Annotated in this window: 19 protein-coding genes; 18 read left to right on the top strand and 1 reads right to left on the bottom strand. The window is 34.9% G+C overall.

The features are described 5' to 3' along the window. Positions 1-278: 278 nt before the first annotated feature. The 18 genes from WG904_RS02690 (at position 279) to WG904_RS02605 (ending at position 15,744) form a co-directional block, all read left to right on the top strand. Positions 279-896: a TerD family protein gene (locus tag WG904_RS02690; RefSeq protein WP_339577738.1), complete on the top strand. Its 618-nt coding sequence runs from the start codon at positions 279-281 to the stop codon at positions 894-896. A 6-nt stretch (positions 897-902) separates the two neighbouring features. Further along, on the top strand, positions 903-1,556 hold the full coding sequence (locus tag WG904_RS02685; RefSeq protein ID WP_339577737.1) for a stress protein: 654 nt from the start codon (positions 903-905) through the stop codon (positions 1,554-1,556). 36 nt (positions 1,557-1,592) lie between these two features. Then, positions 1,593-2,147: a TerD family protein gene (locus WG904_RS02680; RefSeq protein ID WP_339577736.1), complete on the top strand. Its 555-nt coding sequence runs from the start codon at positions 1,593-1,595 to the stop codon at positions 2,145-2,147. Between the two features lie 6 nt (positions 2,148-2,153). After that, positions 2,154-2,765 (top strand): TerD family protein, encoded by a 612-nt coding sequence (locus tag WG904_RS02675; RefSeq protein ID WP_339577735.1) that lies wholly within the window; start codon positions 2,154-2,156, stop codon positions 2,763-2,765. Between the two features lie 2 nt (positions 2,766-2,767). Further along, the gene (locus WG904_RS02670; RefSeq protein WP_339577734.1) at positions 2,768-3,406 is read left to right on the top strand and encodes a vWA domain-containing protein; all 639 of its coding nucleotides are present in this window, start codon (positions 2,768-2,770) and stop codon (positions 3,404-3,406) included. An 18-nt stretch (positions 3,407-3,424) separates the two neighbouring features. Further along, positions 3,425-3,568: a hypothetical protein gene (locus WG904_RS02665; protein ID WP_339577733.1), complete on the top strand. Its 144-nt coding sequence runs from the start codon at positions 3,425-3,427 to the stop codon at positions 3,566-3,568. 178 nt (positions 3,569-3,746) lie between these two features. Beyond that, complete coding sequence (locus tag WG904_RS02660; RefSeq protein WP_339577732.1) at positions 3,747-3,917, top strand: hypothetical protein; 171 nt, start codon at positions 3,747-3,749, stop codon at positions 3,915-3,917. A gap of 26 nt (positions 3,918-3,943) precedes the next feature. Then, a complete protein-coding gene (locus WG904_RS02655) occupies positions 3,944-4,324 on the top strand; it encodes a hypothetical protein (protein ID WP_339577731.1) in 381 nt (126 codons plus the stop codon). 80 nt (positions 4,325-4,404) lie between these two features. Continuing rightward, positions 4,405-4,896 carry a hypothetical protein gene (locus WG904_RS02650; RefSeq protein ID WP_339577730.1) on the top strand — a complete coding sequence of 164 codons (492 nt, stop codon included), beginning with the start codon at positions 4,405-4,407 and terminating at the stop codon, positions 4,894-4,896. Continuing rightward, positions 4,896-5,471 (top strand): VWA domain-containing protein, encoded by a 576-nt coding sequence (locus tag WG904_RS02645; protein WP_339577729.1) that lies wholly within the window; start codon positions 4,896-4,898, stop codon positions 5,469-5,471. Before WG904_RS02650 ends, WG904_RS02645 begins: the two co-directional genes overlap by 1 nt. Positions 5,472-5,523: 52 nt before the next feature. After that, on the top strand, positions 5,524-6,162 hold the full coding sequence (locus tag WG904_RS02640; RefSeq protein WP_339577728.1) for a vWA domain-containing protein: 639 nt from the start codon (positions 5,524-5,526) through the stop codon (positions 6,160-6,162). A gap of 9 nt (positions 6,163-6,171) precedes the next feature. Beyond that, entirely contained in the window at positions 6,172-7,215 is a 1,044-nt protein-coding gene (locus tag WG904_RS02635; RefSeq protein ID WP_339577727.1) for a TerY-C metal binding domain-containing protein, read from the top strand. Between the two features lies 1 nt (position 7,216). Next, complete coding sequence (locus WG904_RS02630; RefSeq protein WP_339577726.1) at positions 7,217-8,653, top strand: PP2C family serine/threonine-protein phosphatase; 1,437 nt, start codon at positions 7,217-7,219, stop codon at positions 8,651-8,653. Positions 8,654-8,657: 4 nt separating this feature from the next. Further along, the gene (locus tag WG904_RS02625) at positions 8,658-10,169 is read left to right on the top strand and encodes a helix-hairpin-helix domain-containing protein (protein WP_339577725.1); all 1,512 of its coding nucleotides are present in this window, start codon (positions 8,658-8,660) and stop codon (positions 10,167-10,169) included. Positions 10,170-10,180: 11 nt separating this feature from the next. Next, positions 10,181-11,200 (top strand): TerC/Alx family metal homeostasis membrane protein, encoded by a 1,020-nt coding sequence (locus tag WG904_RS02620; RefSeq protein WP_339577724.1) that lies wholly within the window; start codon positions 10,181-10,183, stop codon positions 11,198-11,200. A gap of 457 nt (positions 11,201-11,657) precedes the next feature. Then, positions 11,658-12,155: a thermonuclease family protein gene (locus WG904_RS02615; RefSeq protein ID WP_339577723.1), complete on the top strand. Its 498-nt coding sequence runs from the start codon at positions 11,658-11,660 to the stop codon at positions 12,153-12,155. 139 nt (positions 12,156-12,294) lie between these two features. Further along, positions 12,295-14,088, top strand: coding sequence for a GmrSD restriction endonuclease domain-containing protein (locus WG904_RS02610; RefSeq protein WP_339577722.1), 1,794 nt, complete (start codon positions 12,295-12,297; stop codon positions 14,086-14,088). Between the two features lie 354 nt (positions 14,089-14,442). Next, entirely contained in the window at positions 14,443-15,744 is a 1,302-nt protein-coding gene (locus tag WG904_RS02605) for a cryptochrome/photolyase family protein (protein WP_339577721.1), read from the top strand. Here WG904_RS02605 and WG904_RS02600 read toward each other — a convergent pair. Then, positions 15,741-16,604 carry an FKBP-type peptidyl-prolyl cis-trans isomerase gene (locus WG904_RS02600; protein ID WP_339577720.1) on the bottom strand — a complete coding sequence of 288 codons (864 nt, stop codon included), beginning with the start codon at positions 16,602-16,604 and terminating at the stop codon, positions 15,741-15,743. The two genes, WG904_RS02605 and WG904_RS02600, sit on opposite strands and share 4 nt — an antisense overlap. Between the last annotated feature and the right edge of the window lies 1 nt (position 16,605).

Genomic DNA, 16,605 nt, shown 5'->3' with positions numbered 1-16,605 from the left:
AGCCCCAAGAATAAATTCCATTTATTTTTTTAAGAATACTTTGTTGCTTTACGGTTTCCCGTAAATAAAGGATTTAGTATCTGTATATTTTTGAAATAACAAATCAATTAAGATATGGAAAGATATGCTAACAGAGGGGGAGATTCAGGAGTGTTTGGTTATGAGATTGGTAGTCATATATATGAATGTACCAATACAAGTGCAGGAGGTGGCTTAAGCAGTTACATTATGAAGAATGTAAGGAAAATTTATTCACGAATAATAAGATAATCCAGCATATGCCAATCAATCTACAAAAAGGTCAGAAAATTGAAATCGGTTTATCCCATATTACGGTAGGGCTTGGTTGGGATCCTAATGAAGGTACAGGGCATGATTTCGATTTAGATGCCTCAGCAATAATGCTTGATTCAAATAGAAAACTTGTTTCCGAGAACCATTTCATTTTTTATAATAATTATTGTGGAAATGGGCATGGTAGAGATAACCCTTGTTTAAATTGTAAGGATGGAAAGTATGGACTGATTCATACAGGAGACGACCCAACAGGGGGTAATAGTGTTGGCGGAGATGATGAGAGTATTAAGATAGACCTATCACAAGTAGATGCTCGCGTCAATGAAATTCTTTTCGTTGTAACCATTCATGATGCAATTATCCGAAGGCAAAACTATGGGCAAGTGCGTAATTCCTATATCAGAATTGTAGATGATTATTCAAGTCAAGAAGTAGCAAAATATGAATTGGGAGAAGATTTTTCAATAGAAACTGCTGTAGAATTTGGGCGTCTTTACAAACGAAATGAGCAGTGGAAGTTTGAAGCGTCAGGTATAGGATATAAAGAAGACTTAGCTTTCTTCTTGTCAAAATATTACAATGGTCAAATCATAAAATAAAACGTTATGGCAATTAATTTACAAAAAGTCACTCTCGAGAAAGTTGGAGACACGCATTTCATTGATCTTTCAAAAAGGGAAACTCCGATTACCAACGAAATTATCATCAATCTTAATTGGTCAAAGGGCAATAAGAAGAGGTTGTTTTCTGGCTTATTTAACAAAGACATTGATCTCGATCTAGGCTGTTTTTATGAGTTAGAAAATGGCGAAAAAACAGTAATTGATGGTTTACAGTTTTCTCACGGACAAGGAGGGTCAAAAGATAGGCTAACAAAACAAGGTAGATATACTAACACACCTTGGATTTGGCACAGTGGAGACGATAAAGGCTCCAGAGTTGGATCTGGAGAAAATATTTTGGTCAATCCAAAAGGCTTATCCTCTTTAAAACGAATGATTATTTATTGCTTCATATATGAAGGTGTTGCGAAATGGCAAGAGACAAATGCTGTTGTTACGGTAAAGGTGTCTGGCAATCCTGATATAGAAGTAGAAATGGGAAATCAAGCTAGCCATTATAAATTTTGTGCAATTGCGGAAATACTCATTACAGCCAATTCAATTGGAGTAAAAAAGCTGATTACATTTCATGATTCTCATGAGGAATGTGACAAAATGTACAATTGGGGGATGAAGTGGACTAGTGGTGCTAAATAGGTTTTAAAATAATATAAAATTAAATCATACAAAATCATGTCAATCAACTTACAAAAAGGGCAAAGAGAAAACATCAATGCTCCCAAATTTACTATTGGTTTAGGCTGGGATACCAATAGTTCTTCTACGGGAACTGATTTCGATTTAGATGCTTCAGTATTCATCTTAGGTGAAAACAAAAAAATACTATCTGATCAGCACTTTATCTTCTACAATAATTTAAAAAGCCCGAATGGTGCAGTAGAGCATACTGGAGACAATTTAACAGGGGATGGAGATGGAGACGACGAACAAATAATTGTGGATTTATCAAAAATGGAAAGTAACGCAAGTGAAATTTGTATTGTAGTAACCATTCATGATGCCAGTTTAAGAAATCAAAATTTCGGGCAATTGCGCAACTCTTTTATCAGAATATTTAATACTACTTCTAATGAAGAATTATTAAAATATGAATTGGATGAAGATTTTTCTATTGAAACAGCTGTGGAATTTGGCAGGATTTATAAACGAGATGGCGAGTGGAAGTTTGAAGCTGTAGGAGCTGGAATGAAGGGTGGATTGCAAGATTATGTAAACAAATATAGTTAAGATATCATGGCAATTAACTTACAAAAAGGTCAGAGAATAAATCTGCAAAAAGAAGATGGTTCTAAGCTCAAAAATATCTGTGTTGGTGTAAACTGGGGAGCTATTGAGAAATCTGGATGGTTTAGCGGCACTTCTAAAGAAGCCGTTGATTTAGACGCGAGCTGCGCATTGTTTGACGGTTCAAAAAACACTATCGAGGTAGTCTATTTCGGAAACTTAGAATCACATGATGGCTCCATTGAGCATAGCGGAGATGATTTAACAGGAGATATGGATGGAGATGATGGTTTAGACAACGAGATTATAACGTTGGATTTTTCAAAACTGAATCCCACTGTTGAATATATCGCCTTTGTTTTGAACAGCTTTAGAGGTCATGATTTCGGAACTATACCATTTGCTTCTATTAGAATTTACGAAGGTACTCCAACAATAGTCAATGAAATTTTCGCAACCTACAATATTTCAAAAGGCGCCGGCTTTGCTGGGCATGTTTCGATGGTAATGGGGGTTTTCTACAAAAGAAATAACGAATGGAAATTTAATGCCATAGGCGAGCCCACTAAAGATAGAAAATTAGAAGATACAATTAGAACCGTGCAACAAAACTATTTATAAATATGAAAAGACTACCCGTATATCTATTGTTAGATACGTCTGGTTCTATGAGTGGGGAACCTATTGAAGCTGTTAAAAATGGGATGCAGGTTTTAGTATCCACCCTACGACAAGACCCTTTCGCATTGGAAACGGCTTACTTAAGTGTCATCACTTTTAACGACAGTGCGCAACAACTCGTACCACTCACCGATTTGGCTTCGTTTCAGGCGCAAACTATTTCGGCAAACGGGGGGACGTCATTAGGCGCAGGTTTAAAACTGATGGCAGAGTGTATTGACAGAGAAGTTACAAAGTCAACTCCCCAAATAAAAGGAGATTGGAAACCGCTTGTATTTATTATGACAGATGGCATTCCAACTGATCAGTGGCAAAGTGGGCTTGCTGAATTTCAAAAAAGAAAAGTTGGTATCACTGTCGCATGTGCGGCTGGTTCAGCAGCCGATACCAGTGTGCTAAAACAAATTACGGAGGTAGTTGTGCAACTTGATTCAGCTGATTCAGCAACCATTAAAGCTTTTTTTAAATGGGTCTCTGCATCCATTAGCACAGGAAGCCAAAAAATTGAAAGCGGGGGGAAGGAAGTTATTGGGCTTGATCAACTACCCCCTCCTCCACCAGAGATAAACATAATTGTATAAACATAAAAAAATAAGATCATGAGCAATCCATTTGAAAGACCACCGGCACAGCCGGAAAAACCAAAAATCATTACCTGTCAATCTTGCGGAGGCAAGGGAACAGATTCAAAAGGTGAAAAGTGTAAACGCTGTAATGGCGAGGGTAAAATAAGAGATAACTAATTATGGACAATAAATACTGTACTAAATGTCAAACCCCTTTAATCAAGTGCCCAGAGTGTTGTAGTTCTGGCAAGCAGAATGGGGCATCATGTCTTAAGTGTAAAGGCACTGGATATCTCTGCCAAATTCATGAAGGTTATAATGGTTTACAAAAGAAATAGCCTCAACAAAAAGTAATATGAGAAATTTCGGCTTTTCATTTTCTTGGAAAAGAGCATTAGGGATTACAGGTTTAAAGCAACGTTTTGCACACCGACTAGGAATCCCCACTACCAAACAAGGAATGGAAAGGAAAATCGGTGCTTCAATTTTAAGTTTAATCTTAAAAGGGCTATCCAGTAAAAAATAAAATCTCACAATAAATTCAGCAAAAAAATGAAAAGTTTACAACAATTAAAAACAGAATTACTTGCCGACGGAATAATTGATGCCACAGAAGTAAAAGAACTAGAATCAGTATTATTTGCTGATGGCAAAATTGATAGTGAAGAAGCAGAGCTTCTTTTTGAATTGAACAATGCAGTTTCAGGTAAGGGTAATCATGCAAGCTGGGAAACATTGTTCATCAAAGCCATTTCAAGTTATTTGTTGGAAGATGGAAATTCGGCAGGTGAAATTGACGCATCCGAAGCAGAATGGCTTTACAACAAAATTAAAGGTGATGGTCAGATCGATTCCATAGAAAAAAATCTCCTGCTAAGGTTGAAAAGTAAAGTAAAAGAATTCCCAGCAAATCTTGCTTCGCTGCTAAACTAAAAAAACTCAAATTGAACGGATCATTCTTCATATGGGGGCTCATTGTTAGTTTAATTATCTTCTATTTCTTCGGGAAAAAGATGATTGCTAGATTGGTTTGTAATAAATTGTTAAAAGTAAATTTTAATGTTACCGACACTTATATAAGCGGAGATCTTGCTTGGGCAATATGTTTTGACTCCTCACAAAAGAAAATTGCGTTTTTCCGGATATTTAAAAGCACTGTAGATCTATACTACATCACCCATATCAGAAAGTGTGAAGTAGAAATATTTGAAGGAAAAACAAAACGAACAATTTCAGTACCTAAAATCTTAGTTGGAGCATTAACAGGAAGATTAATTAGTGGAAAAAATACCAATCTAACTTTAGGTGGTGCAGCAATTGGTGCGGCTACTTCAGATAATTTATTTGGAGCTCAAGAAGCAATCATCAAGCAAATATTTCTTTATGTAGTTACAAGCAACAATGCATATAGGATAAATTTTAAACGTTTGTGGCGTCTAAGAACAAATAACAATAGTGTTTCAGAGGCTTTACGTTGGAATAAACTAATGAATCATATACAGTAATGAGACGGCAGCCATTGTTTATTTTAGTAGATAATTCTTCATCTACGATTGGTCAGCCTATCCAACAGGTAAATGATTTTATAAACTTATTAATCAAAGAAGCTAAATCCGATCCTTTTTTTCTTGAAGCTCTGCAGATCTCATTAATTGAATTTGGCAGTAAAGTTCCTAAATGTATTCTTGGCTTACAAGAATTAGATAAAGTAAAACTGCACCGAATATTTCCAACTACAGAAAAAAGATATTTAGGAAGGGCAATAGAGTTACTATCCGGGAAAATAAAAAAAAACTTAATACCGTCAACAAAAGATCAAAGAGGCGATCAGCAATATTTCCTCTTAATCTTTTTGTTCGGTGAGTCTGAAGGTGATTATCAAATACAAATTAGTGAACTCAAAAAGGGAAATCCAAAACCACGAAAGGTAATACTAATCGGTCTGAATAAATATTTTTTAATTAAACAAAAAGATCTTACAAAAGAGACATTTGATATGAGGGAAGTTAAGTCAAGCGAGTTGCTAAAGATGATGAATTTATTTCCTGATGACTTTCCTTTGTCTAGTGAGAAGGCATAAACCACAACAACTATTAAATTATGATAAAACTACCCTTAATCATTTTTTAGGCATGAATAGAAGACTATTAGCTTATTTTCTTTTGGATACTTCGGGGTCGATGCATGGCGAACCAATTCAAGCCTTAAACAATGGCTTTAATGGATTGCTTAACATGCTGAGAACCGACCCACAAGCAATGGATTCTTTACACATTAGTGTGATTACTTTCGATAAAGATGTAAAAAACATTGGTCCATTAACTGACTTGGCAGATTTTCAACCGGTAGAAATCGAATGTCCTGAAAGTGGTCCTACTCATACTGGAGCAGCATTAGAAATGGTTTACCTGCTTGTGAACAACGAATTGATAAAAGGCTCTGCAGAAAAAAAGGGGGACTGGAAGCCCTTGCTTTTCATTTTTACAGACGGGAAGCCATCAGATATACAGAAATATAGAGCATATATTCCAAAAATTAAATCTTTAGATTTTGGAATTATAGTTGGTTGTGCAGCAGGGCCTAAAGCAGAAATTACTTTTTTACAAGAACTAACCGATCATGTGGTTAAACTTGATGCAACCGATGCAAATACATTAACCACTTTTTTTAGATGGGTTAGTACTTCAATTGAAATGGGGAGCAAATCTCAAGGAACTGGAGAAACCATAACGTTGCCCCCACCACCCGCTGAGTTAAATATAATCGTATAAAGTTGAACTATGAGAAGACTACCAATCTATTTCCTAATTGATATATCAGAATCAATGATAGGAGAGCCTATAGAGCAAGTTGAAAATGGAATTGCATCCATTGTAAAAGAATTAAAAACCGATCCTTATGCCTTAGAAACAGTATGGGTTTCGATCATTGGGTTTGCTGGGAAAAGCAAAGTAATTACACCACTAGAAGATATTATTGCTTTTTATCCTCCAAAATTCCCTATAGGAAGTGGTACTTCCCTGTCCAGCGGATTGATCCAATTGATGAAGTCGATTGATAATGATATTGTCAAAACCACTTATGAAAGAAAAGGTGATTGGAAACCAATTATATTTTTATTTACCGATGGTATTCCAACAGATAATGCTGATCAAGAAATTGACCGATGGAATGCAACCTACAGAGGTAAATCTAATCTTGTGATTATTTCCATTGGGAATAATACAAATTATAACCTTTTAGGAAAATTATCAGACCAAGTTTTACTATTTAACAATACCAATGCTAACTCGTACAAAGAATTTTTTAAATGGATAACCGCTTCGGTCAAAGCTACAAGTGAAAACATCAATCATACCAATTTTGATGGCATCAATTTAAACAAGGCAAATTCGGATCTTCTTGAGAAAATTGATTTATCAAAATCATATCAAATCCCCGACGATAATTTTGTTGTCTTAAATGGGAAATGTGCTCAGACAAATAAACTCTATTTAGCCAAATTCAATAAATCAGTAGAAAATTCAGAAATATTGGAATTGCAAACCCGTGTGTACAGATCACGTGGAGCTTATAAAATAGACGAAAATGCATACCAGGCGCTTTCCAATGAAAGAGTTTTTACTTTAAAAATATCTTCCGAAGAACTTTATGGAAATCCGAACTGTCCCTGCTGCGGAAATCCTTTCGCAATTGCAACTTGTATTTGTGGGGGTATTCATTGCATCTCGGGAGATGGAGAAAATACATGCCCTTGGTGTGGAAAAACAGGATTTTATGGAAGCGGTGAAGGTAATTTCGATATCAATAGGACTTTAGGCTAATATGGAAGCATTTTTAAAACAAATATTATCAGAAAATAACATTGAACCAAATAAGTTGGTTAATCAAACAATTACCAAACTGGTCGATAATGCAAAAATAGCCGAATTAGCAAAGTCAATTGTGAGTATTAAAAATCAAATAATTGAAATTTTCATGATTTACAAAAATAAAGAAGAATTTAAAGAAAAGCATATCGTAATTGCAAATGCAAATGCAAAAAAAGAATACGATTTTACTTTCGACTTACAAGAGTTTCCCAATATTGCCATTAAGGAAATCAAAAATCTTGACATTGTAGGACTGCAATTTGATCCCGAAACCAATCAAATTTTTGGAACTCCTACTGTTGCCAATACAGTTAATTTGGATCTTGTTTTTTATAGTAAAACTGATGAAAAACAAAGTACAGATATAAAAACTGTGCCTTTTATCGTTAATGCCGATCCTAAAGATTTGTGGAAAGACAAAGCAAGCGATAAAAATTTAAAATATGCTAAAGAAGATCATGAAACTTATCATGGTCATTTCTTGGATAAAAAAATTGTTGTGGCTTCGCAAAGAGGTCGTTCGCATGCACACGATGGATTATTTAGAGATGACGATTTTAAAGTGCAAAAATTATGGGATGATTGGACAATTGTAGCCGTGGCAGACGGTGCAGGTTCTGCAAAATACGCGAGACAAGGTTCAAGAATTGCAACCGAATTTATTGTCGAAAGTTTCAATAACGAAGAAATTTTACAAAGTCTATCTAATTTAGCAACCAATTTTTATGCAGAAAAGAAAAATGTTCAAGAAGTTCCAAATGCAGATGATAACCCAACGGAAATAGAAAAACTTGCAATAGAAGAACAAAGCATAAAAACCAAATCATCCATTGTGAATATCCTTTACAAGAATGTTCGCATTCTTCATACCCAATTGATTGATTTTGCGAAGCAAGAAGCAATCAATTTAAAGGATCTCAATACGACTTTAATTTTCGCGTTGGTTAAAAAGTTTGATTTTGGCTATGTTATGCTAACTTTCGGTGTGGGCGATTGTCCAATTAATATCATTACTAAAGACTTTGACGAGGTTAAACTACTAAATACATTAGACATTGGTGAATTTGGCGGAGGAACACGATTTATCACCATGCCAGAAGTTTTTAGCAGTCCTAATATGGGCACTCGTTTTGGCATCCATAAACTTTCGGATTTTTCCAAACTTTTTTTAATGACCGACGGTATTTACGACCCAAAATTTGAAACGGAGAATAAATTGGAAGATTTAGAGACTTGGAAAGCATTTATTCAGGATTTAAATGGCAAAAATGAAGACAAGATAAAAGTAGACTTTGAAAATGATGAAGATATTCAAGAGCAGCTGTTGAAATGGATGAATTTCTGGAGCAAAGGCAACCACGATGACAGAACTTTAGCTATAATTTATTAAATCAATGAATATAATTAAAGTTTATTCTGTTATCGACCCTTCAAGGTCTTATGAATACGTAGATGATGGCAATCCAAAACAAGGAGGTGTAAAGGATGTTTATTTTGCTCCAAATAGAAAATATGTTGTTGCTTTTTTTAGAGAAAAGTTAGATTTTAACCAGAAGGAAAGAATTAAAAGAATAGTTACGCTATACCTTGATAATATCAAGAAAGGAAATGCTTCCGATTATTTTTTAGATGATATTTATAGATGGCCATATGATGCAATTGAAAAAAATGGCAAATCTGCAGTTATTGTGCCCATCTACAATTCTAAGTTTTTCTTTGCCAAAGGTTATAGCGGGGCTAATAACATAAAGGGTGGTGAAAAGGTTGGAAAATGGTTTACTACACCTTCTTTCAGAAACAAGCAATATCCACTCTCTCTAGATCAGTCTGAACTGGGCGATTGGTTAAGTTATTTTCAAATCGCCATTAATATTTGTAGAGGTGTAAAAAAAATGCACCAGATGGGTCTGGCGCATTCCGATTTGTCATATAATAATGTTTTAGTAGATCCTGTTACAAAATCAGCCAATATTATTGATCTAGACGGTTTGGTTGTACCAGGTTTATTCCCGCCAGAAGTGATTGGAACGCCTAATTTTATCGCCCCAGAAGTTTTAAAAACTAAACATCTCAAAATCACCGACACTAATCGTATTTTACCAAATCAAAAAACTGATTTACATGCGCTTGCGGTACTCATCTATATGTATCTGTTACGCAGACATCCATTAGGTGGTGGAAAAATATGGGATTTAGACACAGAAAAGGACGACCTGTTGTCAATGGGTGAGAAAGCAATTTTTGTAGAACATCCCACAGATAAAACCAATCGGGTAAAAATAGATCAATTACGAAAATGGGATACATTTTGGGGGAATCCGGAAAAAATTCCCTATGCCATTACAGGCCCATATTTATCCGATTTATTCAAAAGAGCTTTTATCGATGGGCTACATAACCCTATATTAAGGCCTATCGCTAACGAATGGGAGACAGCATTATTAAAGACAGTCGATTTAATTCAACCCTGCAGTAATTCTAATTGTGACGAAAAGTGGTATGTCTTCGATAATACGGCTAAACCTAAATGTCCTTTTTGCGGAACTCCTCATAAGGGGAGCTTACCTGTTATCGACTTGTATTTCAAATTCAAGGATGATATTTGGAAGCCCGAAAATCATCGCTTAATGGTTTATCACAATCAATATCTTTTCAAATGGCATGTTTCCAGAAAAGTTATTAGGAATGAAAGTTTAACTGCAGAAGACAAAAAGCCCGTAGGTTATTTTACCTATTACAAAAACAAATGGGTTTTGGTTAATCAAACTTTAAATGGAATGAAAGACCTCACAGATCAAAAAGACATTCCCCCTAATTCAATGGTCGAACTAACTAATGAAAAGAAAATTTTGCTTTCAAATGAAGAAGGGGGAAGACTTTTATATATCACTATTACTAATCAATAATTTAAAAGAAAATGGAACAAAGTATGCTGCAGTTACATCCTGGCTTAGTGATCGGGTTTGCAATAATAGTAATCTTCATGTTAATGTTAGACCTTGGTGTATTTAACAAAAAAAGTCATGTAGTATCGTCAAAAGAGGCTACTGTTTGGACAATTGTTTGGATTTCTCTAGCGATGATGTTTTCAGGCGTGGTATACTCGGTGTTTAATCAAGATGCTAGCAGCCACGATTTAGCTATTGAAAAATTTACCCAGTTTCAAGCTGCCTATTGGATTGAAAAGGCTTTATCTATTGATAATCTCTTCGTATTTATATTGGTGTTTTCATTTTTCAAGGTTTCGAGAGAACTACACCACAAGGTATTATTCTGGGGAATTTTGGGTGCACTACTCTTTAGAGCAATATTTATTTTTGCTGGTTTAGGAATAATAAACCTTACTTATTTGCCAATATTTAACTTATTTGGGAAAGCTGTTGAGATCAATATCGTACTAACTTTATTCGGCTTATTTCTTATTTATGCTGGCATCAAATCTTGGGGAGGAGGTGATGATGAAGGAGATCAAGATTTTAGTAATTCTGCAGGCTCAAAACTAGTAAAAAGACTATACAAGGTAAGCGATAACTACGATGGGAGTAAGTTCTTTGCCATACAAAATGGAAAAAGAATAGCAACCCCATTATTAATTGTAGTAGCTGTTATCGAATTCACTGATGTGCTATTTGCGGTTGACTCTATTCCTGCAATTTTTGCGATTTCAAAAGATCCATTTGTACTATACACGTCTAATATTTTTGCAATTCTTGGCTTACGTTCAATGTACTTCTTATTGTCGAATTTCATTCACATGTTCAGCAAATTACCTTATGGACTATCCATTATTTTGGCATTTATTGGATTAAAAATGATAATTGCTCCATGGATTCATATTTCCTCTCCAATATCGTTGGGTATTGTTGGTGGGGTTTTAGTACTCTCTTTAATTGTGTCCATACTATTTCCAGAAAAACAAGAAGAATTAATAAACTAATGTTTAACCTAAATAAATTGTTGATTATGTCTAGAGAAAAAGTTGATGAGTTCAATAAAAAAATTGGGCGTCAAGAAATAAGAGAATGCCCGAACTGTAGAAAACCAACCGAGCATACCTTTTGTAGGAAAGGATTATCGTATTTTAGCAGTAATAGTTATGTGTGGTATTGGGAGTGTGATAAGTGTAGGAAAACACAAGAGCTATTTAGATATTAGATATTACCTTTAGTTCGTTTGAATTTAAAATGCGCAGCTTCATTCGCCATGAAATCCATCTTTCTCCTCATCTTTCTTAATCACTTTTTTTGCACTCCAACTACCGTTTACCTCTGCGATAGTCCTGGTGCCAAAAAGTACCATCTTAAATCTGACTGCCGTGGATTAAGCAACTGTAGCTATAAAACCGTTAAAACGACGCTAGATAAAGCCAAAAAATCTGGTAAAACTCTCTGCAAATGGGAAAATTAATTCTGTTTTTATTACTCTATCCACTTTTTGGCCAATCAGCAACCAAAATTCAACAAGCCTTAAAAAATCAAATTTTTACTGCCAAAGTAATCCGAATTATTGATGGCGATACAATGGAGATCTTGTATAAAAATAAATCTATTAAAATTCGTTTAGCTCACATAGACTGTCCAGAAAAAGGAAGTTCACAACCTTATAACAGCAATGCTAAAAATGCACTATCAGATTTGTGCTTTGGTCAGCAGATAACTATTTACCCACAGAATGCTGATCGCTATGGCAGATTGATAGCTGTTATTATAAATGCTAAAAAGCAAGTTGTAAATCAGGAAATGATAAAGCGAGGCATGGCATGGCATTTTAAAAGGTATTCAAAGGACCCCATCTATGCGAAATTGGAAATAGAAGCTAGAAAGAATAAAGTAGGACTTTGGCAAGGATCTAATCCTATTGCACCATGGAATTGGAGAAAGCCTAACAAATGAAATAAATTTTAACAAAATTTTTAGAATTAAATTATTGCTATTTTAGAACAACCAGATTTTCAGTAATAAAATTACTCATTAATAGAAAATCTCAATATGAAGCAATAGTTAATTCCTCAAATCTAATTTTTTAATTAATATGTCATCAAAATATACAGTATTACAACAGCCAGTAGAAACAATATTAAGTTGGATTAGAGCTGGAGAAATTGCTATCCCCGAAATTCAACGGCCTTTTGTTTGGAAAGCAGCAAAAGTTAGAGATCTTATTGATTCATTATATAAAGGATTTCCTGTTGGTTATATTATCACTTGGAAGAATACCGACGTTAGATTAAAAGATGGGACTTTATCTGCAGGAAAGAAGATTTTAATAGATGGACAACAACGGATTACTGCTTTAACTGCTGCTGTAATAGGGCAAAGGGTTTTAAATGATGAGTATAAGGAAGTAAGTATACGGATTGCCTACCATCCTTTCGAAAATAAGTTTGAGGTGTTAAATAAAGCTATTGAAAACAATAGTGAATGGATTAATGATATTAGTCCAATATTATCAGGTACACAAAGTATTTCATCGGCCCGTAGAGCATATATGGAAATAAATACTGAAGCTAACGAAGATGAAGTAGAAGGGAAACTAGAATCCTTAAAGAAAATAAGTAATCAGCAGATTGGTATTATCGAATTAGATGCTTTACTTGATATTGATTTAGTTACAGAGATTTTTATACGTATTAATCAAAAAGGCGTTAAGCTAAGCAATGCAGATTTTGTAATGTCTAAAATTGCCTCAGACGAAAACCACAAAGGGAATATGATGCGGCGTATGATCGATTATTTTTGTCGTTTGGTAGTTGATAAGTCTTTTCACAAACATGTAATTGACAATGATAAGGAATTTTCACAGCACGTATATTACCAGACTGTGCAATGGATGAAAGACAGCCATGATAGTCTTTATATTCCTGATTATTTAGACGTGTTGAGAGTTTCGCTAATTTATCAATTTAATAGAGGTAAGTTTTCTGATTTGGTTGCATTGCTATCTGGTAGAAATTTCGAGCTGAGAACAAATGAAGAAAGTATCGTTATAGAAAGTTATGAGAAACTTGAAAAGGGTTTATTAGCCTTCTTTAATAAAACCAATTATCAGCGATTTTTAATGATTGTGGAATCTGCTGGGTTTATAAAAAGCAAGTTAATCGTTTCTAAAAATAGTTTAAACTTTTCTTATGCACTATTCTTAAAACTTAAGGAAAAGGGTTATAGTGATGCTTTAATTCATAAATATGTTAAACGATGGTTGGCATTTTCGTTACTGGTTGGACGGTATTCAGGTTCTGCAGAATCTTGGATAGATAACGACATTAAGCAAATTAATGAAAAAGGAATTGAAGGTGTTTTAGATAATATTGAGACATCAATTCTAAGTGAGAGTTACTTTGAGTTTGGATTGGTAAATGAGTTAGAATCCTCATCAAAAGGAAATAATGGTTACAATTTATATTTGGCAGCACAATGTTTGCAAGCAACAAGGGCATTTCTGTCGAAATCAATGACTATAAAAACATTAATAGAGAATAGAGGTGATGAGCATCACATTTTTCCGAAAAAATATTTAGAGAAAAATGGATACGTTCAAAAGGATTATAACCAAGTGGCTAATTATGTATTTACTGAGCAGAGTACAAATATTAAAATACAGGATTTCTCGCCTATATCGTACTTTTCTAAAATTAAAGAGCAAATTGAAAATGGTTCAGTTTTACTGGGTACTATAGATGATCAAGTTGACTTAGCTGAAAATTTAAAACAAAATGACATTCCTATAGATGTGATGACAAAAGAACATAACGATTACACTCCTTTTCTATTGGCCCGTAGAAAATTAATGAGTCAACGGATTAAGAACTACTATTATAATCTATAAGTTTCAAGATTACTCGTATAAGTGTTTAATTTTAATTTTCGGATTGCTTTCTTTCTCACTAAGAAATCTCTACAACTTTATATGCGAAAAATGTATGCACTATAATTTTTTACTTTCTGCCCAGAACTCAGAATTATAACAGTAAATTAATAGTTATTTTAGGCTTTTTCTAAAACAGACATTATCCGTTTTTATCTAGAAATATACGTTTATCATACGACAACAGTTATCCATTTCTCATTTTGATTGATGAGAATCGCGGTGTACAGAAAATATGGTAATTATTCATTATGGATTAAAATCAGATTATAAATTTTCAAACCCACAGCCTTTAAATTTTCGTAAATTTATACCATGAACCCAATCTCCATTTGCTGGCTGCGCCGCGATCTCCGCCTCGAAGATAACGCCGCTTTATACCACGCCCTAAAGAGCCAATACCCCGTACTCATTCTCTTCATTTTCGACGAAAACATTCTCCATAAACTGGCTAATAAAACAGATGTACGGGTAACTTTCATCCATCAACAGCTAGCCAAGATAAACTCAGACCTTCAAAAAAAAGGCTCCTCACTATTAATAAAATACGGAACACCCGAAGAAATTTGGCCTGTTATTCTAAAAGAATACAATATAAAAGCAGTTTATGCTAACCACGACTACGAACCTTATGCAAGAAAGCGAGACGATGGGCTACAAGAATTCTTACGCAGCGAATCCATCAACTTCAACACCTTTAAAGATCAAGTAATTTTCGAAAAAAACGAAGTAATTAAAGCCGACGGAAAACCCTATACGGTGTTTACACCGTATTATAACATTTGGTTAAAAAAGCTGACAGATTTTTACACCAAATCCTACCCCACAGAAAAATATTTCACCAATTTGCTGCAAACCAAAAAGCTTCCTTTCCCAAGCTTAAAAGAAATAGGCTTTGAACAATCACCACAGAAGATACCAAGCCTCAATTTTGAATCAAAACTGAAAAATTACGATAAAGAACGAGATTACCCCGCAATTGATGCCACCACACGCATTGGAGTGCACCTTCGGTTTGGAACGGTAAGTATTAGAAAAGTGGTACGAGAAGCGCAAAAACAAAAAGCCAATAAATGGCTCTCTGAATTAGCCTGGCGCGAATTTTACATGATGATTTTATGGCATTTCCCGCATAGTGCTACGAACTCCTTTAAGCCTGCTTATGATAACATTATTTGGAGAAATAATGAAAAGGAATTTGCCGCATGGTGCGCAGGAAAAACAGGCTACCCAATTGTTGATGCAGGCATGCGACAGTTAAATGAAACCGGTTTTATGCACAATAGAGTACGCATGGTGGTGGCTAGCTTTTTGTGTAAGCACTTACTGATCGACTGGCGTTGGGGCGAAGCTTATTTTGCAGAGAAGCTATTAGATTACGACCAAGCAAGCAATGTAGGAGGCTGGCAATGGGCATGCGGTTCGGGCAATGATGCTGCACCCTATTTTAGAGTGTTTAACCCAGAATTACAGTTAAAAAAGTTTGATCCTAAAATGCAATATGTACTAAAATGGGCACCAGAATATAGCTTACCTATATTGCCAATGCCCATTGTTGATCATGCATTTGCACGAGACAGGGTATTAAAAGTGTATAAAAAGGCTTTGGTGCCTTAATCTACAACATCTACAATTTCGATATCAAAATCAAGAATAGCATTTCCTGGAATTATTCCATTTCCTGCTTTTCCATAACCTAAATCTGATGGGATCAAAAGTCTAAGTTTAGAGCCTTTGGTAATGCCCGGTAATGATTTTATCCATCCAGGAACTAAATCACTTAGTGAACTTACTAAGTCGGTAGTGCCCGATTGGTCGAAAATAGTGCCATTTAATAATCTACCAGTGTACTTAACCGTGATGGTCGAGAAAGATTTAATTGAAGGTCCTGTTCCTGCAACACTTACACTTTGATAAACTCTCGAAGGGTGTTTTGTGAAGCCAGTTAATCCCTTAGCAGCGATAAAATCAGTAATGTGTTTATCGTCTACCTGCCATTGTGCGGTTTGTGGGTAAACAGAAATCTCGGCAACCACTACTTCATTGGGCGGAATGTTGTCTTGCCCGTTTTTACCAAACGCTAAATAAGAAGGTACAATTACCCGCACTTTCCCTCCTCTATTAATGGATAACATGGCGGTTCTGTAGGCTGCAGGATTAACATAGCCTAAATAATTCGCATCGTTAGTATAAGCTGAGGGGCTATAGTAAGACGTGCCAGTTAAAGACTTAACCGTTGAAGTATAAAAAACGGAATCTTTATTTAATAATGCGCCGCCTGTACCCTGATCTAATACTTGATAATAAAAACCACTTGGGTCTTTAACGGCAGGAATGTTGTTTTTCTGGATATAATCTTTAATTTTCGCATCATCGATACTTTCGATACTTTCGTAGGTTTTCTCGCAAGAACTTAAGGTAAAGAGTATAGCGACTAATGCAACGATATATTTTTTGCTTTTTTTATGGATCTGCATA

The sequence above is a fragment of the Pedobacter anseongensis genome, assembly GCF_037482965.1.
GTDB lineage: Bacteria > Bacteroidota > Bacteroidia > Sphingobacteriales > Sphingobacteriaceae > Pedobacter > Pedobacter anseongensis.
Note: the sequence above shows the minus strand (reverse complement) of the source record. Positions and strands in the feature narration are given on the sequence as shown.